At 72.4% G+C, this 26,282-nt stretch carries 22 protein-coding genes; 13 read left to right on the top strand and 9 right to left on the bottom strand.

Annotated elements, in window-relative coordinates; genetic code table 11:
* Positions 1-53 precede the first annotated feature (53 nt).
* Together AB0H37_RS37300 and AB0H37_RS37295 are read right to left on the bottom strand one after the other, a co-directional pair.
* Complete coding sequence (locus tag AB0H37_RS37300) at positions 54-2,090, bottom strand: MDR family MFS transporter (RefSeq protein ID WP_329095356.1); 2,037 nt, start codon at positions 2,088-2,090, stop codon at positions 54-56.
* 107 nt (positions 2,091-2,197) lie between these two features.
* Positions 2,198-2,599, bottom strand: coding sequence for a hypothetical protein (locus AB0H37_RS37295; protein ID WP_229810733.1), 402 nt, complete (start codon positions 2,597-2,599; stop codon positions 2,198-2,200).
* 105 nt (positions 2,600-2,704) lie between these two features.
* On the opposite strand from AB0H37_RS37295, the gene AB0H37_RS37290 reads away from it, so the two are divergent.
* Both AB0H37_RS37290 and AB0H37_RS37285 read left to right on the top strand, forming a co-directional pair.
* Entirely contained in the window at positions 2,705-2,866 is a 162-nt protein-coding gene (locus AB0H37_RS37290; RefSeq protein WP_179832473.1) for a hypothetical protein, read from the top strand.
* A gap of 218 nt (positions 2,867-3,084) precedes the next feature.
* Positions 3,085-3,969 (top strand): methyltransferase domain-containing protein, encoded by an 885-nt coding sequence (locus AB0H37_RS37285; protein WP_360617334.1) that lies wholly within the window; start codon positions 3,085-3,087, stop codon positions 3,967-3,969.
* A gap of 36 nt (positions 3,970-4,005) precedes the next feature.
* On the opposite strand, the gene AB0H37_RS37280 is transcribed toward AB0H37_RS37285, so the two are convergent.
* The 5 genes from AB0H37_RS37280 to pdxH all read right to left on the bottom strand — a co-directional run bounded on the left by AB0H37_RS37280 (position 4,006) and on the right by pdxH (position 10,349).
* Positions 4,006-5,001, bottom strand: a complete 996-nt coding sequence (locus AB0H37_RS37280; protein ID WP_329095361.1) for a zinc-dependent alcohol dehydrogenase family protein — start codon at positions 4,999-5,001, stop codon at positions 4,006-4,008.
* A 4-nt stretch (positions 5,002-5,005) separates the two neighbouring features.
* Entirely contained in the window at positions 5,006-7,333 is a 2,328-nt protein-coding gene (locus tag AB0H37_RS37275; protein ID WP_179832470.1) for a SpoIIE family protein phosphatase, read from the bottom strand.
* A 186-nt stretch (positions 7,334-7,519) separates the two neighbouring features.
* A complete protein-coding gene (locus AB0H37_RS37270; RefSeq protein ID WP_179832469.1) occupies positions 7,520-8,221 on the bottom strand; it encodes a metal-dependent transcriptional regulator in 702 nt (233 codons plus the stop codon).
* 185 nt (positions 8,222-8,406) lie between these two features.
* Positions 8,407-9,702 carry an MFS transporter gene (locus AB0H37_RS37265; protein ID WP_360617332.1) on the bottom strand — a complete coding sequence of 432 codons (1,296 nt, stop codon included), beginning with the start codon at positions 9,700-9,702 and terminating at the stop codon, positions 8,407-8,409.
* Entirely contained in the window at positions 9,699-10,349 is a 651-nt protein-coding gene (gene pdxH / locus AB0H37_RS37260; RefSeq protein WP_360617331.1) for a pyridoxamine 5'-phosphate oxidase, read from the bottom strand. The genes AB0H37_RS37265 and pdxH overlap by 4 nt, the downstream gene beginning before the upstream one ends.
* Before the next feature lie 181 nt (positions 10,350-10,530).
* Between pdxH and AB0H37_RS37255 the strand changes: the two genes are divergently transcribed.
* The gene (locus AB0H37_RS37255; protein WP_329095367.1) at positions 10,531-11,643 is read left to right on the top strand and encodes a citrate synthase 2; all 1,113 of its coding nucleotides are present in this window, start codon (positions 10,531-10,533) and stop codon (positions 11,641-11,643) included.
* 79 nt (positions 11,644-11,722) lie between these two features.
* Here AB0H37_RS37255 and AB0H37_RS37250 read toward each other — a convergent pair whose 3' ends face one another.
* Positions 11,723-14,614 (bottom strand): ABC transporter substrate-binding protein, encoded by a 2,892-nt coding sequence (locus tag AB0H37_RS37250; protein WP_329095369.1) that lies wholly within the window; start codon positions 14,612-14,614, stop codon positions 11,723-11,725.
* A gap of 160 nt (positions 14,615-14,774) precedes the next feature.
* On the opposite strand from AB0H37_RS37250, the gene AB0H37_RS37245 reads away from it, so the two are divergent.
* Both AB0H37_RS37245 and serC read left to right on the top strand, forming a co-directional pair.
* The gene (locus tag AB0H37_RS37245) at positions 14,775-15,158 is read left to right on the top strand and encodes a hypothetical protein (RefSeq protein ID WP_329095371.1); all 384 of its coding nucleotides are present in this window, start codon (positions 14,775-14,777) and stop codon (positions 15,156-15,158) included.
* A 44-nt stretch (positions 15,159-15,202) separates the two neighbouring features.
* The gene (gene serC, locus AB0H37_RS37240; RefSeq protein ID WP_329095373.1) at positions 15,203-16,339 is read left to right on the top strand and encodes a phosphoserine transaminase; all 1,137 of its coding nucleotides are present in this window, start codon (positions 15,203-15,205) and stop codon (positions 16,337-16,339) included.
* 48 nt (positions 16,340-16,387) lie between these two features.
* On the opposite strand, the gene AB0H37_RS37235 is transcribed toward serC, so the two are convergent.
* Positions 16,388-17,290, bottom strand: a complete 903-nt coding sequence (locus AB0H37_RS37235) for a hypothetical protein (RefSeq protein ID WP_360617328.1) — start codon at positions 17,288-17,290, stop codon at positions 16,388-16,390.
* Between the two features lie 659 nt (positions 17,291-17,949).
* Between AB0H37_RS37235 and AB0H37_RS37230 the strand changes: the two genes are divergently transcribed.
* From AB0H37_RS37230 to AB0H37_RS37195, 8 genes are read left to right on the top strand one after another with little or no spacing between them, the layout of a single operon-like run.
* Complete coding sequence (locus AB0H37_RS37230) at positions 17,950-19,194, top strand: hypothetical protein (protein ID WP_360617326.1); 1,245 nt, start codon at positions 17,950-17,952, stop codon at positions 19,192-19,194.
* Between the two features lie 36 nt (positions 19,195-19,230).
* Positions 19,231-19,938: a Flp pilus assembly protein CpaB gene (gene cpaB / locus AB0H37_RS37225; protein WP_360617324.1), complete on the top strand. Its 708-nt coding sequence runs from the start codon at positions 19,231-19,233 to the stop codon at positions 19,936-19,938.
* A 6-nt stretch (positions 19,939-19,944) separates the two neighbouring features.
* Entirely contained in the window at positions 19,945-21,519 is a 1,575-nt protein-coding gene (locus AB0H37_RS37220; protein ID WP_360617322.1) for an AAA family ATPase, read from the top strand.
* Positions 21,516-21,890 carry a TadE family protein gene (locus AB0H37_RS37215; protein ID WP_360617320.1) on the top strand — a complete coding sequence of 125 codons (375 nt, stop codon included), beginning with the start codon at positions 21,516-21,518 and terminating at the stop codon, positions 21,888-21,890. Before AB0H37_RS37220 ends, AB0H37_RS37215 begins: the two co-directional genes overlap by 4 nt.
* 3 nt (positions 21,891-21,893) lie before the next feature.
* Positions 21,894-23,258, top strand: a complete 1,365-nt coding sequence (locus AB0H37_RS37210; protein WP_360617319.1) for a CpaF family protein — start codon at positions 21,894-21,896, stop codon at positions 23,256-23,258.
* Positions 23,255-24,184, top strand: coding sequence for a type II secretion system F family protein (locus tag AB0H37_RS37205; RefSeq protein ID WP_360617318.1), 930 nt, complete (start codon positions 23,255-23,257; stop codon positions 24,182-24,184). The genes AB0H37_RS37210 and AB0H37_RS37205 overlap by 4 nt, the downstream gene beginning before the upstream one ends.
* Before the next feature lie 7 nt (positions 24,185-24,191).
* Positions 24,192-25,082: a type II secretion system F family protein gene (locus AB0H37_RS37200; protein WP_360617316.1), complete on the top strand. Its 891-nt coding sequence runs from the start codon at positions 24,192-24,194 to the stop codon at positions 25,080-25,082.
* A 25-nt stretch (positions 25,083-25,107) separates the two neighbouring features.
* Positions 25,108-26,280 (top strand): ATP-binding protein, encoded by a 1,173-nt coding sequence (locus AB0H37_RS37195; RefSeq protein ID WP_360617315.1) that lies wholly within the window; start codon positions 25,108-25,110, stop codon positions 26,278-26,280.
* The last annotated feature ends 2 nt before the right edge of the window (positions 26,281-26,282 follow it).

Below are 26,282 nucleotides of genomic sequence, written 5' to 3'. Positions count from 1 at the left end.
TATGAGATTACATCCTCCCGGCGCGACGCGCTGTGAGGTGGGTCTCGGGGACTCTAGGCCCCCCGCGCCGCAGGACGCGTCCCGGGCCCGAGGACCTCGCCGTCCGCCTCGTCGCCGAGGGACGCCTCCGCCAGCCGCGACAGGATGTCCGCCAGCTCAGGATGCTCCTCGGGGGCCCAGCCGTCCAGATGCCGGGAGAGCCCCGCGCGGCGGGCCTCGAACAGGCGCTCGGCGGCGCCCCGCCCGGACGGCGTGACGGTGAGCGCCCCCTCGCGCCGCAGGACGTAGCCGGCGTCGACGAGCCGGTCGACGTACGGGCGCCCCTGCTCGACCCGGACGCCCGCGCGGTCGGCGAGGTCCTGGCCGGTGACCGTCCCGTCCTTGGCGATCCGGCACAGCGCCCACACGCTCCCGGCCGGCAGGGACACGCCCGAGGACGCGGCGAGCCGGTCGTACAGCTCGAAGGCCCTGGCGTCCCTGCGCATCAGCTCGCTCAGGGCGCGCTCCATCTCGTGCCTGGACGACCGGGCGTTGGGCGCCGCGCCGAGGCCCTCCCCGTAGTCGGTCGTCTGCGAGGTCGCCCGCAGCGGGACCTCGCGCAGGAACCAGGTCAGCACGAACGCGACCGCCGCCACCGGCACCGCCCAGAAGAACACCGAGTCGATCGACTCCGCGTAGGCGTGCAGGACGGCGTCCTTGACGGCGGCCGGGTACCGGTCGAGCAGCCCCGGATTCCCCTGGACGGCCGCCGGGTCGAACCCCGCCGGCAGGACCCGCGCCAGGTCCGCCACATGGTCGGCGAGCTGGTTGCTGAAGATCGAGCCGGACACCGCGACGCCGAACGACCCGCCGATCTGGCGGAAGAAGGTGACGCCGGACGTCGCGGAGCCGAGGTCCTCGTACGACACCGCGTTCTGGACGGCGATGACGAGCACCTGCATGACCAGGCCGAGCCCGAAGCCGAGCAGCGCGAACCGCAGGCTCATGCTCAGGGTGGTGGAGTTCTCGTCCAGCGACGAGCACAGGTAGAGCGCCAGCGCGATGATCGGCGTGCCGACCATCGGGTAGATCTTGTAGCGGCCGAACCGGGTGATCAGCTGTCCGGAGCCGATCGAGCTGATCAGCAGGCCGAGCATCATCGGCAGCAGGTAGACGCCCGACAGCGTGGGCGAGACCCCGTGCACCACCTGCAGGAAGATCGGCAGGAATGTCAGCGCGCCGAACATCGCGAAGCCGACCGCGAAGCTGATCGCGCCGCCGAGCGCGAAGACCGGGTGGCGCAGCAGCGAGGGCGGCATGATCGGCTCGGCGGCGCGCCGCTCGACCAGCACCCACACCGCGATCAGCGCCACCGAGCCGACGGCCAGGCCGATGATCGGCGCGGACGCCCAGGCGTAGCGCGTCCCGCCCCAGGTCGTCATCAGCACCAGCCCGACGGCCCAGCCGACGATCAGCAGCGTGCCGAGGTAGTCGATGCGGTGGCGCTCCCGCTCGCCCGTCGCGTGCAGGACGGCGGCGATCACCGCCAGCGCCACCACCCCGATGGGCAGGTTGATGTAGAACACCCAGCGCCACGTCAGGTTGTCGACGAACCAGCCGCCGAGCAGCGGGCCGCACACGCTGGCCACGCCGAAGACCGCGCCGAACAGGCCCTGGTAGCGGCCGCGCTCGCGGGGCGGCACCACGTCCCCGACGATGGCCACGGCGAGCACCATCAGCCCGCCGCCGCCGAGGCCCTGCAGGGCGCGGAACACGATCAGTTCCAGCATGTTCTGCGACAGGCCGCACAGCGCCGACCCGATCAGGAAGATGACGATCGACGCCTGGAACAGCCGCTTGCGGCCGTACTGGTCGCCGAGCTTGCCCCACAGCGGCGTGGACGCCGTGGAGGCGAGCAGGTACGCCGTCACGACCCACGACAGGTGGTTGAGCCCGCCGAGGTCGCTGACGATCGTCGGCAGGGCGGTGGACACGATCGTCTGGTCCAGCGCCGCCAGCAGCATGGCGAGCATCAGGGCGCCGAGGATGACGTAGAGGTCCCTGCCCTTCGGCATGGCCCGCTCGTCCCGCGCCGCCGCCGTCGCCGTCATGCGTCGTCCCCCTGCCGCCGCCCATGTGCCGGGTACGTGCCGGAAAGAGGCCTACCCACGAGCAGGACGGGATCACGCGGCCCGGGCAGGCGGCCCGGGAGGACGGGTCAGCGCACCAGGTCGCCGGCCACCTTCGCGGCGCCGATCGAGGCGGCTCCTCCGGCGACCGCCACCGCGCCCGCGGTCACCCACAGAGGCACGCCCTTGCGGGTCTTCAGCCCGCTCATCACGTCGATCGAGTCGACGGCGAGGCCGATCCGGGCCCACAGCCGGCGCCCGGAGTCGTCGCCGCTGAGCAGGTAGCCCGCACCGAGCGCGATCTCCCGGGCGGCGAACATCCGCGCCACGTAGTCGCGGCCCGGGTCGGCGCCGCCGCCGAGGCCCATCAGCTTCACGGTCAGCCTCGGCACGGCGAGCGCCGCGAGCCCGAGCGCGACCCGCCCGCGCGCCAGGCTGGTCGCCATCGCGTCGACCCTGTCCCGGCCGTCTCTTTCCTTCGCATCTGCCACGAGGGTGAGAGTATCGGCCCGCCTCCGCCGACCGACCGGCGGGTAACCCCGTCCTTACACGTCTATGGTTCAGGGAGGCGGCACTCCCCCCGGACGAAGGTGGCCATGGAAGGCATCCTCGCTCTCATCGTCGTGTCACTGCTCGCGGCGTTCTGCGTGCGCTGGGCCGCGGTGCGGCTCCGGCTGTCCATGCCGGCCCGGGCCGCGGTGATCACCGTGTTCGTCATCGTGGTCCTGGCGATGTACGGCGAGCACCTGCGGAACTGACAGGCGGACATGCACGGCAAGTGAATTTTCGGGGCCGATCCCGAACCTCTCGGCCCCGCGGGGAGTCATAACTGGCGAAACCGGCTTCACGCCCGTTCGCTGCCCGCCGGCGCCGACGCGCCCCGCCCGTCCCGGGCGGGCTCCCCGGCACGCGCCTGCACGGTGGACGCGAACGGCACCCCGTACGGCGAAGCCGGCCGAGCCGAGGGAGAGCACCCGTGCCGCATCCGGCGACCGCCGTCCAGGAGACCGGGGGCACGATCGCCCCGCATCTGAGGCGCCTGCTGGAGTTCGTCGAACCCCATACCGGCGACGTGTGCCTCGACGTCGCGCGCGGGCGCGGCCCGATGCCCGCCGCGCTCGGCCCGCACGTCCGCCACGTGACCGCGGTGGACGCGACGCCCGTGGCGGCGGCGTCCGCGCCGGCCCGGCCGGGCCGGATGGAGACGGTGGAGTTCGGGACGGGCCCGGTGCGCATCACCGGCGGCGCCCGCGGCCCGGACGGCGCCCGCGACGCCCATGACGACGGCGGCCGGGCCCGCCCGAGGGATCCGGCCGCCACGACGCGCGAGGACCCGCGGCCGCGGCCCCCGCGTCCCGCCCCGCGCGATCCGGTCAAGGCGGACGCCACCGCGCTGCCGTACCGGGACAACACGTTCTCCCTGGTCACGGCCCGGTTCTCGCTCTACAACCTGGGCGATCCGGGCCATGTGCTGCGAGAGCTGCTGCGGGTGTGTCGGCCGGGCGGCGGGCGGGTGGTGATCGCCGACCTCGTCCGCGGCAACCTCGCCGGACCCGAACGCGACCGGATCGAGCGCCTGCGCGACCCCGACCATCCCGGCACCCCGTCCATCGCCCGGCTCACCGAGATGATCACCTCGGTGGGGGGCAGCATCCGGCGGCTGGACGTGTTCACGGTGGAACGCCCCGTCGAGCCGTGGCTCGCCGGGGCCCGCGACGGCGCCGCGGCCGACCGCATCCGCGCGGCCATGCTCGACGAGGTGGACGGCGGTCCCCGCACCGGCGCCAAGCCTCGCGTCATCGGCGGCGAACTCTGGTTCACCCAGTCCTGGGCGCACGTCGCCGCCGAACCGATCCCCTAGCGCGCAGAGCCGGTTCTCCCAGCGCGGGGCCGATCTCTAGGGGACGAGGACCGCGGCGCCCGTGAAGCGGTCCGCCGCCAGGTCGGCCAAGGCGCGGTCCGCGTCGTCCAGGCCGTAGACGTGCGTCGTGACGGCGACGTCCAGACGCGCGGCCAGCGTCAGGAACTCCTCGCCGTCCGCCCGCGTGTTCGCCGTCACCGAGCGGACCTCGCGCTCCTGGAACAGGTGCCGCCGATAGTCCAGGGGCGGGACGTCGCTCAGGTGGATCCCCGCGACGGCGCAGGTCCCGCCGCGGTCGAGGCGTTCGAGCGCGGCGGCGACCAGCTCGCCCGCGGGCGCGAAGATGATCGCCGAGTCCAGCGGGGCGGGGGCGGCGTCGAAGGAGTCGCCCGCCCAGGACGCCCCGAGCTCGCGGGCCAGTTCGCGGGCGGCCGGGCTGCGGGTGAACACGTGCACGTCGGCGCCCTCGGCGAGCGCGATCTGCGCGGCCAGGTGCGCCGAGCCGCCGAACCCCCAGATGCCGAGGCGTCCGCCCGGCGGCGGGGACGCGCGGCGCAGCGCCCGGTACCCGATGATCCCGGCGCACAGCAGCGGGGCGGCGCGCACGTCGTCCAGTTCGGCGGGCAGCGCGTAGGTGTAGGCGTCGACGGCGAGCGCGTACTCGGCGTAGCCGCCGTGCGCGTCCCAGCCCGTGTAGACCGAGGACGGGCACAGGTTCTCGGCGCCCCGCCGGCAGAACCGGCACGCGCCGCACGTCCCGCGCAGCCATGCGACGCCGACGCGGTCACCGGGCCCGTGCAGGCAGCCGGGGCCCGCGGACTCGACCCGCCCGACGATCTCGTGGCCCGGCGTCACGCCCGGCACGTGGACGGGCAGGTCGCCCTCGGCGACGTGCAGGTCCGTCCGGCAGACGCCGCAGGCCAGCACGCGGACCAGCAGTTCACCCGGGCCGGGCGAGGGCACCTCGCGGTCGGCGCGCCGCAGCGGCCCCTCCGCTACCGGGGCAGGCCGCTCCACCGCCCAGGCGCGCATCGGCTCACGCCGGGTTCAGCGGCAGCTCGAACCAGACGGCCTTGCCGTCGGACGTCGGGCGGGCGCCCCACCGGGTGGCCAGCTGGTCGACGAGGTAGAGGCCGCGACCGCCCTCATCGGTCTCGCCGGCGCTGCGGATGCGCGGCAGCCGCATGTCGGAGTCGAAGACCTCGACCCAGATCGCGTCCGCGCCGCGCCGCAGCCGGAGCCGGAACTCCTTGGTGGGCGGCTCGCGGCGGCCGAGGTCGGCGCCGAGGTTCCAGTCGTCCTCGTCGAACGCGCCGCCGTCGAAGGGGTCTGTGTCCAGGGCGCCGAAGTCGGTGTTGAACTGCACGGGCGGGGGCGCGCCCAGCGGCTCGCCGCCGCGGCCGGGCGGCCCGGCCGGTACCGGGACGACCAGCTCGCGGCGCGGCGACGGCGTGGCCGTGGCGTGCAGGACGACGTTCGTGACGACCTCCGACACCAGCAGGCACGCGAGTTCGGCCTGCTCCTCGGGCATGCCCCATGTCGCGAACGCGTCGGAGGCCATCCGGCGCGCCTCCGACACCATGATCGGCTCGGCGGTGAAGGTGCGCTCCTCCACGGCCAGCTCCTCGGCGGCGGTGCGGATCACCACGATCGCGACGTCGTCGGCGATGTCGCCGGGCACCGCGTCGTAGGCGGCGTTGGCGATCGCCTCGACCCCGCCGCGCGCGACCCCGGCGACGGCGGCGCGGACCATCTCCCGCGCCTCCTCGCGCGTGTGGTAGTCGCCGTCGTCCTTGGAACGGCGGTCGATCAGGCCGTCGGTGTAGAGGACGAGCGTGGAGCCCGGCTTCAGCTCGGCCGACTCCTCGTTGAACAGCAGCTCGCCGCCCATGCCGGGGGCGCGCAGGCCGAGCATGCCGCCCTCGCTCTCGAAGTCCAGCTCGCCGACCTCGCCGTCGACGATCAGCAGGGGCGGGTCGTGCCCGGCGTTGGCGAACTCCAGGACCCGCGACCAGGCGTCGTAGACGAAGTAGGTGCACGAGACCAGGGGCGGGCGGACGAGGTCGTCGCTGTTCCAGCCGGACCGCATCCGCTCGGGCCGCGTCATCGTGCGGACCCACTCGTCGAGCTTGCGGAGGATGTCGGCGGGGGGCTTGTCGTCCTGGGCGAAGGCGCGCAGCGCGGCGCGCAGCTGGCCCATCACGGCGGCGGCGCGGGCCCCGCGGCCCTCGACGTCGCCGATGACGAGGCCGACGCGTCCGGCCGACAGAGGGATGACGTCGTACCAGTCGCCGCCGACCTGCGTCTGGATGCCGTGCCCGTGCGACTCCAGGGGACGCGCCGGCTCGTACCGCCAGGCGATCTGGAGGCCGTCCAGCGGGGGCGGCCGGTCGCCGGGCAGCAGGTGCTTCTGGAAGGCGAGCGCGGTGTCGCGCTCCTCCTCGAACAGCAGCGCGTTATCGACGGCGAGCGCGACCCGGCTGGCGATCGCGCCGAGCAGGTCGCGGTCGAAGCCGTCGTAGTGCGGGTCGGGCCGCTTGGACAGGTTCGACAGCGCCAGGCTCATCACGCCGAGCAGCTCACCGCGCACCAGCAGCGGCGCGGAGATCACCGAGGTGATGCCCATCTCGTGGCCGAGCCGCTGGGACGATTCGCTCGGCGCGGTGAACCGGTGCTGGATCATGTCCTCGACGAGGACGGCGTCGCGGCGGTCCATCGCCTTGGCGCTGAAGTGGCCGGGCGGGTAGGAGACGGGTTCGCCGACCTCCGCCCAGGTGCCGGGCGGCGGCTCCCAGCCGCCCGCGTGCCGCGACACCTTCCGGTAGAGGCGGTCGCCGCTGTAGAGGTCGATGAAGCAGTGGTCGGCGAACTGCGGGACGAGCGTGTCGGCGACGCGGCGCAGGGTGCTCTCCAGCTCCAGGGACCCGGCGAGCCGCTCCCCGATCCGCTCCATGAGGCCGTAGCGGTCCTGCTCGCGCTGGTTGGAGCGCAGCGCCTCGCGCGCGAAGATCACCACTCCGTCGACGGCGCCGGACGGGTGCCGCAGCGGGACGGCGTGCGCCCGCGTGTAGACGGTGGTGCCGTCGGCGCGCAGGTTGCAGAAGGTGCCCTCCCACACGCCGCCCTTGAGGACGTGCTTGGCCAGCTCGGTGGCCTGCTCGTGGTCCTCCTCGGCGATGCCGAGCGACAGGATGGAGTGGCCGATGATCGCGTCGCCGCCGAAGCCGAACAGCTGCCGGGAGAAGGCGTTGCCGTAGATGATGTTGCTGAAGCGGTCGCAGACGATGACCGCCATCTCCATCTGCGCGAGGACGGTCTCGGGCGGCAGGTGCGCCTCGTCAGGCGCTTCCCCCCAGTGGTTCATCTCCCCATCCCGATGCCGGTCCCGATCCTCGCCCCGATGATCACCGCGCGTCGCGGCACGGACGTCCTACGTGGTTGCCTCGTCGTATTGAACGACGAACCCGCCGCCGGGATACGCCCGAAAGACGCGATGTTATGGAGATCTTCGGTATAGACCGTCGAGGCGGGGGTGCACACGCCGACCGTGTCAGCGCCTGCTGACGAAGACGTGCTCGGCGATGTCGCGCGAGAGTTCCGTCGCGGGACTGTCGTCCTCGTCGTCACCGATCACCCGTACCCCGTCGTCGGTCGCCCGGAGAATCACCTCTCGTCCCGGTTGTATCCCTATCTGCTTGAGTCTAAGCATCAGGTCGCTGTCGCTCTGCACCTGCTCGCTGATCCGCCGGATCACCGCGCCCGCGCCCTGGGGGCTCGCGACGGCGGTCATCACCGCCAGCGGCGCCGCTTCGGCGTCGTCGCCGTGCCCGCCGAGCTCGTCCAGGCCGGGGATGGGGTTGCCGTGCGGGCAGGTGGTCGGGTTGTCCAGCAGCGCGACCAGGCGGCGCTCGACCTCCTCCGACATCACGTGCTCCCACCGGCACGCCTCGATGTGGACGTCCTCCCAGGGCAGCCCGATGACGTTCACCAGGAGGCATTCGGCGAGGCGGTGCTTGCGCATGACGCGCGTCGCGAGACCGCGCCCGCTGTCGGTCAGCTCAAGGTGCCGATCGCCCTCGACCCGCAGCAGCCCGTCACGTTCCATGCGCGCGACCGTCTGGCTCACCGTCGGGCCGCTCTGGGAGAGCCGCTCGGCGATGCGCGCGCGAAGGGGAATGATCCCCTCCTCCTCGAGCTCGAAGACCGTCCGGAGATACATCTCCGTGGTATCGATCAGGCCGTGTGAGGTCACAGCTCCCTCCAGTCTTATGGGCAAGAGTCTACTTGCTCGGACCCCACGTCGCCGGGCCCTGCGAATATCCCCTGCAGCCGGGTACGGAGGAACGCAAGATGAACGCGAAACCTTCCCGTGACGCGGGAGCGTCCCTGCTCGGGACGCCCTGAGGACCGTCGCCTCGGTCCCGCGCCGACGGCCGCTCAGTCCTCCACCGGCAGCGGCTCGACCGAGACGGTCTCGGCGGTCCGGGTGTCGTAGCGGAGCAGGGCCGGGACGGCGAACCCCACCGCGATGACCAGCGCGGCGCAGGCCAGGCCCCCGCCGACCCAGGAGGCGGTCGCGCCCACGGCGCTCGCGGTCGCTCCCGCCCGGACGTCCCCGAGCCGGGGGCCGCCCGCGACGACGACGGTGAAGACGCCCTGGAGCCGTCCGCGCATCTGGTCGGGCGCGTACGTCTGGAGCATGGACTGGCGGAAGACCGACGACACCAGGTCGGCCGCCCCGCCGACGGCGAGCAGGAGGACCGCGAGCCAGAGGTGGCCGGCCAGCCCGGCGGCCGCGACGGCGAGGCCCCACACGACGATGGACGCCACGAGCGCGATCCCCTGCCGGTGCACCCGCCCGATCCAGCCGGACGACAGTCCGCCGAGGAACGCCCCGACCGCGATCGCGGCGAACAGGAAGCCGACCGCGCCCTCGCCGCCGAACCGTGTCTCGGCCACCTCGGGGAACAGGGCGCGCGGCATGGCGACGGCCATCGCGATGACGTCCACCGCGAACGACATCAGGAGCACCGGCTGGGTGGCCAGGTAGCGGAGGCCGTCGAAGACCGACCGCAGGCCGGGCGTGCCGGTGACGTCGCCGAGCGGCGGGATCGGCGGGAGCCTGAGCGCCGCGTACAGCACGACGGTGAACATCACGGCGTCCAGCGCGTAGGCCGCCGCGTAGTCCCAGTGGGCCAGCAGGACGCCGGCGAACAGCGGCCCGGCCAGCATCCCGAACTGGCCCGCGGTGAAGGTGAGGGTGTTGGCCGCCGGGACGAGCGACCGGTCGACCAGCCGGGGGATGATCGCGCTGCGGGTGGGCGAGGACACCGCGAACCCGATCGCCTGGACCGCCACCACGATCATGATCAGCGCGAGGCTGCCGACGCCCAGCAGCGCCTGGACGAGCAGCAGCAGCGTCGCCGCCCACATGACGCAGGACGAGACGAACAGCAGCCTGCGCCGGTCCATGTGGTCGGCCACCGCGCCGCCCCACAGCCCGAACACGATCAGCGGGACGAGGTTGACGACGCCGAGGGCGCCCACCCAGAAAGACGAGCGGGTCATGTCGTAGACCTGGACGGGGACGGCGACGGCGGTGACCTGGAACCCGACGAACGACACGCCCTGCCCCAGCCACAGCCGCCGGTAGGCCGGATGGCCCAGCGGCCGGGTGTCGATCGCGAGCCCCCGCAGCCGCCTTTGGCGGACCGTTCCAACCGGCGGTGTCACGGAGCCAGTCTCTCCACCGCCCATCCCCCCGCGTCCCCGGGGGCCGCCCGCCGGTAGCGGATCCGGTCGTGGAGCCGGTCGCGGCGGCCCTGCCAGAACTCGATCGACTCGGGCACGACGCGGTAGCCGCCCCAGAAGTCCGGCAGCGGGACGGCGGCGGCCGCCTCGCCCTCCGGCGCCTCCGCCCGCCCGGAGGCCGGATCCGGCCAACGCCCGGCCGCCTCGGCGTAGCGGCGCTCCAGCACCTCGCGCCCCGGGATGACGCCCGACTGGTTCTCGCTCGCCCACGCGCCGATCCGGGACCCGTACGGGCGCGTCCGGAAGTAGGCGGCCGTCTCCTCGCGCGGGAGTTCGGACACCGGTCCCGCGACCCGGACCTGGCGGTACAGGGGATGCCACGGGAACACCAGCGCCGCGCGCGGGTTCTCCGCGAGGTCGCGCCCCTTGTGGGAGGTCAGGTTCGTGAAGAACCGGAAGCCCTGCGGCCCGTAGCCCTTGAGCAGGACCGTCCGGGCGCTCGGGACCCCGTCGCCGGAGGCGGTCGCGAGGATCATCGCGTTCGGCTCGGCCAGCCCGGAGGCGTGCACCTCGGCGAACCACACGGCGAACAGGGCGAGCGGGTCGGCGGGGAGCGCCGACTCGGACAATTCGCCCACCTCATAGGATCTGCGGAGCCGTGCGGGGTCCGGCGTTGGGGAATCCACAGCGTCAGAGCCTCTCACTCCCGGCCCTGTGCAACTTGCAGGACCCCGGGGTACTGGTCAGTAAGGCGGGCAGGGTTCAATGGCACGGCACCGCCTTATCACACGGGACGAAAGGCAGGACGACATGTCCGACTTCAAACCCGGTCTCGAAGGGGTCGTCGCCTTCGAGACGGAGATCGCCGAGCCGGACAAGGAGGGCGGCGCCCTCCGCTACCGGGGCGTCGACATCGAGGAACTCGTCGGGCGTGTCTCCTTCGGCGACGCCTGGGGCCTCCTCGTGGACGACAGCTTCACCCCGGGCCTCGCCCCCGCCGACCCGCACCTGCTCCCGGTCACCTCCGGCGACGTGCGGGTGGACGTGCAGAGCTCCCTCCCCACTCTCGCCACCGCGTACGGGATGAAGCCGCTGCTCGACATCTCCGACGAGGAGGCCCGCGCCGACCTCGCCCGGGTGTCGGTGACGGCGCTGTCGTTCGTGGCGCAGTCCGCGCGCGGCGTGGGCAGGCCGATGGTCCCGCAGCACCGGATCGACGAGTCCGGAACCATCACCGAGCGGTTCATGGTCCGCTGGCGCGGTGAGCCCGACCCCAAGCACGTCCGGGCCATCGACGCGTACTGGGTCTCGGCCGCCGAGCACGGCATGAACGCCTCCACCTTCACCGCCCGCGTCATCGCCTCCACCGGCGCGGACGTGGCGGCCAGCATCTCCGGCGCGATCGGCGCCATGTCGGGCCCCCTGCACGGCGGCGCCCCCGCCCGCGTACTGCCGATGATCGAGAAGGTCGAGCAGCTCGGCGACGCCCGCAAGGTCGTCGGCGACATCCTCGACTCCGGCGAGCGGCTGATGGGCTTCGGGCACCGCGTGTACCGCGCCGAGGACCCGCGCGCCCGCGTGCTGCGCCGTACCGCCAAGGAGCTGGACGCGCCCCGCTACGAGGCCGCCAAGGCCCTGGAGGACGCGGCCCTGGCCGAGCTGCGCGAGCGCCGCCCGGACCGTCCGATCGAGACGAACGTGGAGTTCTGGGCCGCGGTCGTCCTCGACTTCGCCGAGGTCCCGACCGCGATGATGCCCGCCATGTTCACCTGCGGCCGCACCGCCGGGTGGGCGGCGCACATCCTGGAGCAGAAGCGCACCGGCCGCCTCGTCCGGCCGAGCGCCCGCTACACCGGTCCCGGCAGCCGCTCCCTCGACGAGGTCGCCGGCGCGGCGGAGGTCCTCAAGCGCAAGGCCGGCTGATCCGGCCCGTACCCCCGCACCGACGCGCCTGAGGCCCCCGGTCGAACCGGGGGCCTTTGCCGTGGGCCCGGGGCCGCGGCTACCTCGCGGGGGCGCCGCCCCGCCCCTCCCCCGGCGGGCAGTCGGCCCGGCCCTGCCCGCCGGCGACGAGGCGCCCGCACACCTGCTTGACCTCCGTCGTCCCGTCCTGCCGGATCGTCGCGAGGATCACCGGCCGGTCGATCACCTGGTGGCCGGCGCCGCGGGAGCCGAACCGCAGCACGCCGCTGGCGCCGTTGCGCAGCACGTCGTGGTCGGGGTCGTTGAGCGCCGCGAACACCGAGCCCGCCGACGGCAGCGCCTTCTCCTGCCAGTACACCTTGCTCGCCACGGTCGCGACCAGGGTCGCCGCGTCGTAGCTGACGGCGGCGCGGGTGATGGACGGCCGCCGCCCCGACGGGTCGTCCCCGTCGTCGGTCATCTCCCGGACCCCCGGGTCGTAGTCGGAGTAGAACGTCTGCGGCGACTGGTCGCCGATCCAGCGCCACGTCCACGCCTCCCGGGCGGCCAGCGGCGTGAAGAACAGGTCGAAGGTGTTCTTGCGGCCGAGCTCCTCGGCGTTGTCGCTGACGTACTTGGCGATCTCGTCGTCGGCGAGGACCAGCGGGCGCTTGGGGCAGGAGAGCTCCAGGACGTTGACGAACGAGCGGAACTCGTCCGACCGCCCCGCGTAGTAGAACAGGTCGGGCTGGTCCTGGCACGCCTCCCTGACCGACTTGTTCAGCTCGCCGGGGTTCTTGTACGGGCGCATCAGCGCCTTGCCGGGCCGGAACGACCGCTGGAAGTCGGTCGCCAGGTTCGCGCTGTAGAGGTCGTCGGGGTCGCCGTCGTAGATGACGACCGCGTCGTCCACCTTCTTGCCGCCGACGTCGCCGTGCCGCGCCCAGTACGCGGCGTGCCGGGCGGTCCGCGCGTTGGGGGACGCGAGCCGGAAGTAGTACGGCGAGTAGCCGGCGTCGCCGTCGAGCAGCGCCGTCCCGTCGTAGCTGTTGGCGGTGCCGACGAGGGGCAGCGCCGACTTGGCCAGCAGCCTGATCGCTTGCTGGGTCTGCCGGCGGCTCTGCTCGAACCCGATCACCGCGACGATCGAGCGGTCCTTGAGCGCCAGCCCGCGGATCTGCTCGGCGACGTCCTCGGCGTAGCGGAACTTGGCGCCCGCGTTGGCGACCAGCACCCGCAGCCGCAGGTCGTCGCCCTCGGCGGCGTCGTTGAACCGCTTCTGCGCGATCGACAGCCCGATCAGCTCGCCCTGGACCCCGGCGAGCAGGTCGATCCGCTTGTTCTTGATGGACGGGTCGGCGGTCACCGGGCCGAGGTAGACCACGGTCGCGTACGGCTTGCCGGACTCCATGACGTGGTCGTTCAGCGACTCGATCCGGTCGAGGACCTTGTTGAGCCGGTTGTCGTTGTTCTTGCCGCCGGAGTCCTCGCCGAAGCGGAACGACCCGTCGGTGATGCCGACGCACTCGCCGTTCGCCATCCGCCTGATGCCGAACGGGGAGCAGTACCGCACCACCTGCACGGAGATCACCGAGACGGACGCGGCGGCGACCGCGACCATGGCGATCCACGGCAGCGCCGGATGGGCGAGCCGGGGGCGGCGCCGCACCGGACGCACGGGCGGCAGGTCGCCGCCCGGGTCGCGGGTGACGTCCACGCGCAGCTCGCGGCGCGACCCGAGGGCGCCGACGCGGCGCTGCTCGCGCGTGTAGCGGTCCCACAGGCCGCGCGCGGCGATGACGCTCTGCGGCTCGTCCGAGGCCACGTCCACCCGGACGGCCCGCGCGAGCCGCTCCAGCAGCCGGAGCCCGGACGGGTCGGCCGGGTCGGCGCCCGCCGGGGCGGCCGGGTCGACTCCGGCGACGACGATGAGCGGGTCGAAGCCGGGAAGCCGGTCGCTCGCCTGGCTGTCGGCGCGGACCCGCTCGACCAGCTCCACGAACGCCACCCCGGGATGCCCGGCGGACAGGTGCTCGAAGATCAGCACCGGGTAGCGGACCCGGGCCCACGCGGCGCGCCGGTAGTCGCGCCGGTAGTTGCGGCGCAGGTCCTCCAGGAAGGCGGCGACGAGCAGCAGGTCGAGCTGCTCCCCGTGGTCGTCCGGCTCGACCGGGCGGGGGTCGAACACGCCGAGCGCGAGGCCGAGGAAGCCGGTGGAGTCGCGGTCGACGTAGGGCTGGCGCAGGAACCAGCCGAACCGCCGCACCCCGTACCAGCCGCGCGTCCGGGCGACGATCTGCACGGTCACGAACGCCAGCCCGATCACGGCCGCGAGCACGGCGGAGGCGAGGTCGAGCGCCGCCGCCGTCCCGGCGCTGATCAGCGCGACGGCGGCGATGCCGATGGGAGCGATCTGCTCCAGGAACGATAAGAACGTGGCGGGCCTGCCGCGCACCTCCTCGATGTCGCGCAGGACGTCCCGGCCGCGCCGCCGGATCACCCGGTTGAGCTCGCGGCGGCGCGCGTTCTCGTTGTCGCCGACCGGCGGGTGCGTCAGCCGCCGGACGAGCAGGTGGTTCTCGCGCTCGGACGAGGAGGCGCCGCGCGGCGGCGGGCGGTCGCCGGCCAGCCGGATCTCCCGCAGGTCGCGCAGCCACAGCGCCATCTCCAGCAGCGGGAACCGCAGCGCGGGCTCGCCGCGGGCGCGGCTGCTCGGCTGCGACAGCTCGCGCTTGGCCTCGCGCAGCACGCCCGCGACGTCGGTGGCGGGCGTGTCGGCCGCGATGTGCGACACCGGGGCCCGCTCGTCCTCGCAGCGGGACTTGAGCATCTCGGCGGCGTGGGAGGCGGCGCGGTCCGGCCCGAGCAGCAGGAGCAGGGGCCGCAGCCGCTCCCGCCACCGCCACGGCGGCCGCTCCCGCAGCCGTTCGAACAGGTCGAGGACCCCGCGCAGCCGATCCTCGCTCAGGATCCGGTCGCCGTCGCCCGCCATGCGCCCGCCTCGCTTCCGTGTCTCGCCCGCCTCTGCCCGGCCGCCCCCGACTCGCCCGCCCTCGTTCAGATTGGACGCGGCGAACGGCCGATCGGATCGAAACCTTCCGCTGATCATGCGCCGGTTCCCGAAACCCGGCCACTTTGTCATCATGGGCGGCATGAGAGAAGCCCCCTCCGGAGACGACGAGCCGCTCGAGGGCGACATCGGCCCCGCGGCCGGCGCCGCGACCCGTACGGCGCCCGGCACCGCCGCGGCGCCCGCGGTCTCGGAGGCGGCGGAGGCGGCGCAGGCGCTGAGGCGGTTCGACGCGGAGCGCGAGGAGCGCCGCCGCGCCACCAACGCCGTCGCGGGACGGATCGCCGTCGCGGTCGCGGCCCTCTTCCTGGCGTTCCTCATCTACGACTCCGCCACCACGGCCGTGCGGGCGCATTCCAGGGGCGACGCCTGGATCTACCCGCCGGCCGTCGTCGGCGGCGCCTGCGCCGCCGGCCTGGTCGCCCTGCTGACCTGGGGGTGGCGCCGCCGGCGTCTCGGGATGTGAACCCGGCCCACGATCTTCGCCGCAGGTCAGATAGCCTCGTGTGAGTGACCGACAGCGCGAATCCCACCATCGACATTCCCGCCGATCTCAGGCCCGCCGACGGCCGTTTCGGGTGCGGTCCCTCCAAGGTCCGTCCCGAGCAGCTCGCCGCCCTGGCCGAGTCCGGCTCGACCTACATGGGCACCTCGCACCGGCAGAAGCCGGTGAAATCCCTCGTCGGCCGCGTCCGCGAGGGGCTGGCCGAGCTCTTCTCGCTGCCCGAGGGGTACGAGGTCCTGCTCAGCAACGGCGGCACCACGGCCTTCTGGGACGCGGCCGCGTTCGGCCTCGTCCGCCAGCGGTCGCAGCACCTGACCTTCGGCGAGTTCTCCAGCAAGTTCGCCAAGGTCACCACGGGCGCGCCCTGGCTGGGGGACCCCACCGTCATCTCCGCCCCGCCCGGAACGCACCCCGAGGCGTCCGCCGAGTCGGACGTGGACGTCTACGCGCTCACCCACAACGAGACCTCGACCGGCGTCGCCATGCCGATCAAGCGCCCGGCGGGCACGACCGCGCGGGACGGCCTCGTCCTGGTGGACGCCACGTCCGGCGCGGGCGGCCTCCCCGTGGACGTGTCCGAGACCGACGTCTACTACTTCGCTCCGCAGAAGTGCTTCGCCGCGGACGGCGGCCTGTGGGTCGCGCTCGCGTCCCCGGCGGCGCTTGAGCGGATCGACGAGATCGCCTCGTCCGACCGGTACGTCCCGGAGTTCTTCAACCTGAAGACGGTCGTCGACAACTCCGCCAAGGACCAGACGTACAACACCCCGGCCGTGGCCACGCTGCTGCTGCTCGCCGAGCAGATCGAGTGGATGAACGGGCAGGGCGGCCTCCGCTGGACGACGTCCCGCACGGCCGACTCGTCCCAGCGGCTCTACACGTGGGCCGAGAAGACCTCGTACACGACGCCGTTCGTGGTCGACCCGGCGCAGCGCTCGCAGGTCGTCGGCACGATCGACTTCAACGACGAGGTGGACGCGGCGGCCGTGGCCAAGACGCTGCGCGCCAACGGCATCGTCGACACCGAGCCGTACCGCAAGCTGGGCCGCAACCAGCTGCGCATCGGCATGTTCCCCGCGATCGACCCGGCCGACGTCGAGGCGCTGACCGCCTGCGTCGACTACGTCGTCGAGCGCCTCTGAGACGAGCCGGAGCCCTCGGGGGGCCACGCCGCTCCCCCGAGGGCCGGTTCAGGCGACGGTCAGCAGCCCGCCGGTGCCGCCCGCCCGTTCCACCACGTGGTGGAGCAGGCCGGCCTGGTCGGCCGCGGTGTCGGCCGGAGTGAAGCCCGTCCAGACGCGCGGGTCCATGTCGGTGTCCCGCGCCGTGGGCACGAAGTCCGCCGTCGCGAGGACCTCGGGCAGGTCGCGGCGCCCGGGCCGACGCTCCATGCCGACCTTCAGGTAGGTGCCCTCGCGCAGCAGCACGACGGTGGCGAACCGGACCCGGGTGTGCCGTTCGACCTCCCGGAACCAGCGCGGGTTGGACCCCCAGTAGATGTTCTGGTCGGTGTCCACGGCCATCGCGAGCGGGCTGAGCGCGCCGCGCGCCAGGTGCACCTCGGTGGGGCGGTCGCGCTCGACCCATGCCAGCGCGACCCGTCCGACCAGGGCCTGGAGGACGCCGGTGATCTCGGCCGGGGCCCGGCGGCCGGCCAGCAGCTGGAAGATCGGCTCGCTGTCGGTGGCGCCGGACGCGGGCGGCGGCGCGAACCGCTTCCGCAGGCCGGCCACGTCGATGTCGCCGTTGTGCGTGCCGACGACCGTGGCCGACAGCCCGGGGACGACCATGGGGCTGGCGTTGGCCGCCTCCGCCGGGGATCCCTGCGTCGCCCATCGGGTGTGCCCGATGGCCACGGCCGCACGGTCCAGCCCGGACAGGAACTCCGGCCGCCAGACCCCCGAGAACCGGCCGCGTCCCTTCACCACCCGGCAGCCCCCGCCGCCGAGTCCCGGCGGGGCGCCGATCAGCGCCAGGCCGGCCGAGTCGGTCCCCCGCTCCTCGGCGAGCGCGCCCAGCATGACGAACACGTCCGACGCCCGACCCGGGTCGGCCGCGAACGGCGAGCGCACCACCCCGAACAATCCGCACATGCAGGATGAGATGCAGACCAGGGCCGGACGGTTCGAGGCCGCCTGACCTCGTCGAGTGCGGCCGCGCTTTCGCCCCCGCCTGTTCCGCACTCTCCGTGACCGGCCGCGTCATCGATTATCGCCCCAGCGGCACCATTGGCCCCGGCCAATTCCCGTCAATGACCAAGGACCGGACACGCGGCCGTGTCTAGGGCCCTGGGGCCCGGTTTCATGGCCGAATGTGGACCTTTCGCGCGCCGTTGATCAACACTCGGCGCTTCGGCGAGAATGGCCAGGTAGAGCTACCATCGGAGAGAAGAGTGGAAAATTCCACTCTTCTGGGCCGCATCCGCCACGACGCCGGGCGACTCCCACCCGCACATGCCTCGGCCAGGCCGAACGTCCTTTCCGTCAACGCATGTCAGGACGGATGTGACAAGATTCTTCGAACCTGTCACCGCCGCCGGGAACCTTGGCGTCGCACGCGGCATCGAACAATGTGACGCTCCCCGGTTTTGATGCCGGCACCCTGCCGGAAGGGCCAATCCCTTGAATGGTTACAGCCGTAATGACTATAGTCAGCGACTCCGTGACCAGGCGAATAGGTCGTCTGCCGTTCGGTCGCCGTTCAGGACGGGAGGGGTCCGCCCGGTGAGGCCAAAAGATCATCCGAGGTGCCCGTGACCGCGGTGGTGCTCGTCGGCGACTTTCCCAGCACCGGCATTCTGCAGGCCGCGGTGGCCCAGCGGGTGGCCGTGGAGGGTCCGGGCGACGAGGCCGCGCCCGCCTTCGTCGACCACATGGCGCACGCCCTTCGGCAGCGCGGCGCCGTGCTGGTGCTGTATCCGGCGTGGAAGAGGGGCCGTGCGCAACGGCTGGTACGCCTGGCACGCTCCGCTCTGCTCACCGACCGGATCGCCGGGCTGCCGCTGGACGTGCCACCGCTCGCGCTGTCGCTGGTCGCCGACCAGTTGACGTTCGCGTCGGCCCACGCACGGCCCGGGGTCCTCGCGACCCTCGTCCACCGGCTCTGCGAGACCGTCCATGCGGGGGCCTGGGTGAACAGCGTGGCGCGCCTGGAGCACGTCAAGACCGGACTCGGGGCGCACGTCTCCTCCTATCTGCCCGGCGGCGGTTTCGCGGTGACGGCCGGCGCGCACCCGGAGGTGCACCGCATCACCGCCTCCAAGCCCGTCCCGCAACCGGCGTCGCGGCCCGCCGACCCTGTGCTGATGCTGGTGGCCGACGCGAACGGCGATGCCGGATGGCTCCAGAGCAAGATGCGACCGGTGCTCGCCGCCGTGTCGTCGACCCCTGTGGCCCCGCAACCGATGAGCGCGGACTACTGGGGGACGAAGAAGTACACCGAGTTCGTCGCGTTCAGCGGACATCCGCGGGCGCTGCAGAGCCTCCTGGCCGGTTCTCCGTACAGGCCGTGCGGATGGTGCGGCGAACCGACCGCCCTGCCCGAGTGCCCGTTCTGCCTCATGGTCCAGCCCGCCGAAGAAGCGCCTCCCGCCGGGCCCGTTCCCCCAGGACGATCCCAGCCGTCGGCCGTTCGGCCACGGCCGCCCGCCCCGCATCCCGGGGACCGCTCCTCCCAGGCCCCGGATGCGGGTACCTGGGAGGGGGACCGAACGCGTGTGCAACCTCCCCCGGGCTCCTGGGGCAACGGCGCCGCACCGGCATCCCGCCGCAACGGCGGAACGGCACCGGTCGGACCGGCCGGCGTCCCCGGACCCACCGACATCGGACGCCCGCCTCCGCCCGCGGGTGCGGCGTCGCCCGACATACTCCTCGACGGTTCCGCGGCCCCGCCCGCCGCGGACACCGACCCCCCGCCCGAGCGGGTCCCCGTTACGGCTCCGGACGACGAGTGGCCGCGCAACGGCACCGTCGTCTTCCGCCCCCGGGGCCACCGGTAAAGCCTCCATGCCCCCTCTGCTAGGAAACGGAGTCCCATGAACCCGCGCCAGCGACGTGGAGTTCTGCTGATGGTCTTGGCTGCGTTGGGTGCCGTCGCCGTGTTCATCAGCATCGTCGGATACGTCGGCTCGGTGCGGGCCGAGGTCGGCGTGAAGACGGACGTACTCAGGCTTAAGCGGCCGATCGCGGCCTTCGACCTGGTCACCACCGACGACCTCGAACGGATCCGGGTACCGCGCAAGTGGTCCCCGGACACCATGGTGACGGACCTGTCGCAGTTGGACGGGAAGGTCGCCGCCGCCGACCTCCCGGCGGGCGCCTTCCTGCAGGTCGGCATGCTCGTCCCGGGTCCGGTCCTGCAGCCGGGGCAGCGCGAGATCGCCATCATGATCGACGCTGAGACCGGGGTGGCGGGCAAGGTGCGCAAGGGCATGGCGGTGGACATCTACGCCACCTACCAGAACCAGCAGGGCAACCGGCAGGAGTCCTGCGCCGCGCGGATCGTCAAGGCCGCCAGGGTCATCCAGATCGGCCAGGAGACCAAGGTGCAGGACGAGAAGGACAACACGGTCACCGACTCCCAGGTGCCGATCACCTTCGCGCTGAGTGCCGCCGACAGCCTGAAGCTCACCCGCGAGGAGAGCTTCGCGAACAAGATCAGGCTGGCACTGATCGGCGGGTCCGGGCAGGGTCTGGACGGCGTCAAGCTCCCGCCCGTCTGCGAAACGCTCCCGGCGAGGTGACGGCGCATGCCCATCCGAGTACTGCTGGGTGTCGACGACCGCCAGTTCACCACCGTGCTGACCGGCCAGTTCCGCGAGCTGAACGACATCGAGGTCGTCGCGGTCCAGAACAGCTCCGACGACGTGGCGGCGAGCGTGGCCGCCGACCCCGGGCTCGACGTGGTCCTCGTCCATGAGCGGCTGGGCCCGCTGCCCGCGTTCGACCTCGTCCGCGACTTGGTCGTCAGGTATCCCCAGCTCGCGGTCGTGCTCATCGCCGACACCTCGAGCGCCGACACGTTCGCGGCCGCCATGTCCGCCGGGGCGCGCGGCGTCGTCTCGAACGAGCCGACGCTGTCGGAACTGCAGAGCCGGGTGTCTCAGGCCGCCGAGTGGTCGCGCACGATGCACCGGTATTTCGTCTCGGCCGAGGCCGCTCCGGGCTCCACCGGTCTGGGCAGGCTCGTGACCCTGTGCGGGGCCAAGGGCGGAGTCGGCGTCACGACGCTGGCCATCCACACGGCCATCGCGGTCGCCACCACCGGGCAGAAGGTGTGCCTTGTGGAGATGGATCTTCAAAAGGGCGACATCTCCGCCTATCTGGACGTCCAGCACCGGCACAGCATCGCCGACCTGGCGGCCGCCGCCGGCGACCTGGATGGCGCGGTCGTCGCGGAGGCGCTGTACGTTCACACGCTCGGACCGCATCTGCTGCTCGGCCCCGAACGGGGGGAGGACTCCGAAGAACTCTCCGCCCGCGCCAGCCGGCAGATCCTCACGTTGATCAGGTCGCGGTACGACGTGGTCATCGTCGACGGCGGCTCCCACATGACCGACGCGAACGCGGTCGCCGTCGAGGTGGCGGACGAGGTCGTGATCGTGGCGACCCCGGACGTCCCGGCACTGCGGTCGGTCAAGCGACTCACCGGGATGTGGGGGCGCCTCGCCATCCGGAAGAAGGAGGACGTCTCGGTGCTCCTGGCCAAGCACGGCAGGCGCAACGAGATCCAGCCGGAACTGGCCCGCAAGATGGTGGGCTCGCCTCTGCGGAAGGTCACCGTGCCCGCCTGTTTCAGGGCCTTGGAGGAGGCTGCCAACACCGGGCGTCCCGACGCGGTGCGCCACCCCGAGTTCCGGAAGGCGGTCGGGCAGCTCGCCGCCGATCTAGGCCTGACCGGCGGCGAGGCCGGCGCCGCGGCGCCCGTGAAGGCGGCGGGCGACCGGGGCGCCGTCGCGCTGGAGTTCGCGGGCATGGTCCCGCTCATCGGGCTGGTGGGCCTGGTCGTCTGGCAGGTGGTGCTGGTCGGCCTGACGTCCATGTACTCCAGCCATGCCTCCAACGAGGCGGCGCGTGTCGTGGCGGTGACCGGATACGACCATCGGGACACCGAGGAGGCGCGCAGGAACCGGGAGGAGGTGCGACGGCGCGCGGTCACCGGCATCTACGGCAAGTGGAAGGACGAGCACCTGCACCTCGACGTCCAGGACGGCTACGCGGAGGTCACCATCGACACACCCGTCCTGCTGCCCGGCCTGCGCAGCTCCTGGGGCATCAGGACCCGGGCCAGGATCGTCAACGAACGGGACCGGGAGGCGCGATGAACCTGCTTCGCGGGCGGCACGACCGCGGGGCCGCCGCACTGGAGTTCGCCGGAGTCTTCCCGCTCGCGGCCTTCGTCATCTTCCTGGCCTTCCAGGGCTATGTGGCCTCCACCACGGTCGAGCGCGTGGACAACGCGGCGCGCACCGGCGCCCGTGAGGCGGGGAAGCGATACGAGCCAGGGCTCTGCGAGGAGTTCGCGAACCGCGCGATGCCCGGATGGCTGAACGACTACACGATCGACGGAGGACACCGCTCGGTGAGCGGGGACGACGGCGTCTACTGCCGCGTCCGGGCGCAGCTCCCGCTGATATGGAAGGGCATCCCGTTGGACTACACCGTGACCCGCTCCGTCACCATGCCCCTGGGGTGAGGAATGGCACTGAAGGATCGGCTTGAGGACGACCGATCGGCCGGCGACAGGACCAGCAGGCACACGGTCGGCCACTGGCGGCAGCGGCTGCTCGAAGAGATCAACCTCGACGAGCTGGCCCGGCTCAGCATGGCGCAGCGGCGGGCCCGGCTGGAGAAGGTGACGGGTCTGCTGGTCTCCCGCGAGGGCCCGGTGCTGGCCGTGGACGAGCGGGCGAACCTCATCCGCCGGGTGGTGGACGAGGCGCTCGGCCTCGGTGTGCTGGAACCGCTGCTCGCGGATCCGAACGTCACCGAGATCATGGTGAACGGCCCGGACGCGGTGTTCGTGGAGCGGTTCGGGATCGTGCACCGGCTCGACAGCGGCTTCGCCAGCGAGGACCAGCTCTACCAGACCATCGATCGGATCGTCGCGCAGGTCAACCGGCGCGTGGACGAGTCCAGCCCGATGGTGGACGCGCGCCTGCCCACCGGGGAGCGCGTCAACGTGATCATTCCGCCGCTCTCCCTGGCCGGGCCCGTCCTCACCATCCGGCGCTTCCCCCGCGCTTACACCGTCGAGGAACTCGTCGAGATGAAGTCGCTGGACGCCGCGACGGGCATGCTGCTGGCGGCATTCGTCCGGGCCCGGCTGAACCTGGTCATCTCGGGCGGCACGGGCACCGGGAAGACCACGATGCTCAACGCGCTGTCGGCCTTCGTCCCGGGGACCGAGCGCATCATCACGATCGAGGACTCGGCCGAGCTCCAGCTGCGGCAGGAGCACGTCGTCCCGCTGGAGGCGCGCCCGCCGAACATCGAGGGCATGGGATCGATCACCATCCGGGACCTGGTCCGCAACGCGCTGCGCATGCGCCCCGACCGCATCATCGTCGGCGAGGTCCGCGGTGGCGAGACCCTGGACATGCTCCAGGCGATGAACACCGGTCACGACGGTTCGCTGGTGACCGTGCATGCCAACTCCACCGAGGACACCGTGCACCGGCTCCGGACGCTGGCGAGCATGAGCGACGTCAAGCTCCCCTACGAGGCGATCAACGCCCAGATCAGCAGCGCCATCGACGCGGTCGTCCAGCTGAGCAGGGGCCCGGACGGGTCACGCCGGATCGTCGAAGTGGCCGTCGTCGAGAACGAGGGCGATGGGGAACTCGCACTCCGGCAGGCCATGCGGTTCGAGACCGAACCGGTGGGTGCGGATCGCGTCGTACGCGGCGTGTTCACCCCGCGCCCGCTGTCCGACCGGCTGGCCAGAAGGCTCTTCTACGCCGGGGAAGCGGTGCCGCCCGCCTTCGCGCCCGCGGGCTCCCGGGGACGACGCGCGGACGCCGGGGCCGATGACGGCACGACGGAAAGGAAGTCCCTGCGATGAATGTGCCCTATCCGCTCATCCTGCTGGTGCTCGTGGTGACTCTGGCTCTCGCGATCTTGGGGGTCGCGGAGCTCGGCGCCGGCTGGGGACAGCGGCGGCAGCTCGTCGCCCGCTCGGCGCTCGGACCCGACGGGCGCGTGATGACGCTGAGAGGCCGGCTCGACATGGCCGTCCGCCGCACCGGCGTCGGGAGGGCGGTGGCCCGGCGGCTGGCCGTCTCCGGCACCCGGATGAGCGTCACGACCTTCCTGGGCCTGATGGTCGCCGGTTGCGCGGTGGCGATCGTCCTCATCGGGCGGTGGATCGCCCCCGTGTTCGGCCTCGCCGCCGCGGCCGGGGTCGGGGTCCTCTTCTTCGCCTACGTGCGCCGCCGGGAGGAGCGCCGCAAGGAGGAGTTCATCGCCCAGCTTCCCGAGCTGGCGCGGGTACTGTCCAACGCCACCCACGCGGGTCTGGTGATGCGCACCGCCATCGAGATCGCCGCGGACGAGCTCGCCGCCCCGGCGGGCGAGGAGCTCAAGCGCACGGCCGACGCCCTGCGGATCGGCCAGCCGGTGGACGAGGCGCTGCGCGACCTCGCCGAGCGGCTGCCGTCTCGCGAGCTGGGCGTCCTGGTCAGCACGCTGGTCGTCTCGGCGCGGGCGGGCGGCTCACTGGTCACCGCGCTGCGCACGATCGCGACCACGCTGGAGGAACGCAAGGAGACGCGGCGCGAGGTCAAGACGATCATGGGTGAGGCCGTGGTGACCAACTGGGCGATCGGCGTGCTCAGCGTGGTCGGGCTGGGGCTGGTCAACCTGCTCCAGCCCGGCGCGTTGCGGCTCATGAGCGAGCACCTCGTCGGTCAGGTCCTCCTCGCCACCGCCGCGACGCTCTTCGTCTCCAGCCTCCTGATCATTCGCCGGATCACCCGGATCGACGTGTGAGGCCCCCATGCTGACCGTCATCACGCTCGGTGGGAGCGCCGTGCTCTGTGTGCTCCTCGGCGTCTGGGGCCTCGCGCTGGCGACCTCCGGCCAGAAGATCAACGCGTCGGCGATCCCGTCGTCGGGCACGTCGGCGACGCGGGAGGTCTTCGTCCTGGACGTCATCGCGGAGCGGCTCGGGACGCCGTTCACCCGTTCCGTCATGGAGCTGGTTCAACCGTGGCGGCGCAGCATCCGCGGGCGGATCGACGCGGCGGGCCGCCCCGGCGGAATGACCGTGGAATCGTACGCGCGCCGAACGGCCGGCTATGTGGTGCTGTTCGGCTTGCTCGGGCTCCTTCTCATGCTGACAGGACACCCGTTCTTCGGCCTCCTCTGCTTCGCCGGCTGGCTCCAGCCCGAACTGATGCTGTACGGACGGAAGGCCTCCCGGCAGGACGACATCCAGCGTTCGATGCCCGACCTGCTGGACGTGCTGGCGGTCACGGTCAGCGCGGGGCTCAGCTTCCGGACGGCGCTCGGCCGGGCGGCCGAGAGCATGCCCGGCCCGCTGGCTGAGGAGTTCCTCATCGCGCTGCGGCAGATGGAACTGGGCACGCCCCGTCGCGAGGCGTTCGAGGATCTGCGGGAGCGCAACGACTCCGAGGCCGTCAACCAGTTCGTGACGGCGCTCCTCCAGGCGGAGGAACTGGGCGCGCCGTTGGGCGACGCGCTGGTGGACATCAGCAACGATCTGCGTCGGACGTCGGCGCAGTGGGCCAAACGCAAGGCCCAGCGGACCACCCCCAAGATCACCGCGGTGACGATGGCTTTGACGCTGCCCGCGCTGATGCTGATCGTGTTGGGGGCACTCTTCTACGGGTCGGGAGCGAGCACGGGTGGCATCTTCGGCAACTGAGAAGTTACGTCCGGACGGCGGACCGGTGCCCGAACGCGTCGGGGCCGCGTTCCGGATGCTCATGCAGATCCGGATGCTCATCGCCGCGGTGACCCTGCTGCTGGTCTCCGCCCAGGAGGTGACCGCCGCCTCGTTCCTGCTGGTGCTGCTCATCGTGGTGCTGTCGTGGCTGGCGGCCCGCAGCTGGCGGTTCATCGCGCCGCACCTCGCCGCGCACCCGCTGCTGTTCGCGCTGGACATGGTCGTGCTCTACACCGTGCTCGGCATCGGCGGCGTCTCGGGTCCGTTCTTCCTGTCCACGGTGGTGACGGCCGCGCTGGCGGGGCTCATCTACCGGTGGCAGGGGATGCTCGTCGTCGCGGGTCTGCAGATGGTGTGCTACTACACGACCTACTCCCTGACGGTGTCCGAGCACATCGACATCGACTTCCAGATGGTGCTGGGCCAGCCCCTCTATTATCCGCTGGCCGGTTTCGCTGGGGTGGCGTTGCGTCATCTACTGGACGACCTGGTCACCAAGGAGGCCGAACTGCGCCGGGCGGAGGTGAACGCCGCCGCGGCGGAGGAGCGCACCCGGCTCGCCCGGGAGATGCATGACTCCCTGGCCAAGACACTGCGCGGCATCGCCATGGCGGCCGCGGCCCTGCCGGCCTGGGTGTGCCGGGACCAGGCGCGGGCGGTGCAAGAGGCCCGCACCGTCGCGCTCGCCGCCGAGATCGCCTCCCGGGAGGCTCGGCAGCTGCTCACCGAACTGCGCCAGGAGTCGCCCGTCCGCCCCCTCCCGGACGTCGTCCGCGAGGTCACCGAAGACTGGGGAGCCGCCGTCGGCATCGGCGTGACCTGCCGGGTCGACGACTCGGTGGATCTTCCTCTGCGCGCACGCCACGAGTTGAAGGCGATCCTCGGCGAGGCGCTGGCGAACGTCCAGCGGCATGCCGGCGCGGCCCGGGTCGAGGTCTTCCTGGCGTGGGACGGCGGGGACGCAGTGCTCACGGTGGCCGACGACGGATGCGGCTTCGAGATACAGGCCCCGAGCATGCTGGCCGCGGGCGGCCATTACGGCTTGATCGGTCTGCGCGAGAGGGCGGAGCGCGTCGGTGGAACAGTCCAGATGGATTCGGAGCCGGGCCGCGGCACCACCGTCACCGTCAGGCTCTCCCTCAGGAAACCAGCAGACGAATCACTTGCCGAGGTGTGACG

This window comes from Actinomadura sp. NPDC023710 (assembly GCF_040639875.1).
GTDB classification, from domain to species: domain Bacteria; phylum Actinomycetota; class Actinomycetes; order Streptosporangiales; family Streptosporangiaceae; genus Spirillospora; species Spirillospora citrea.
This window is presented reverse-complemented; position numbering and strand designations above follow the sequence as displayed.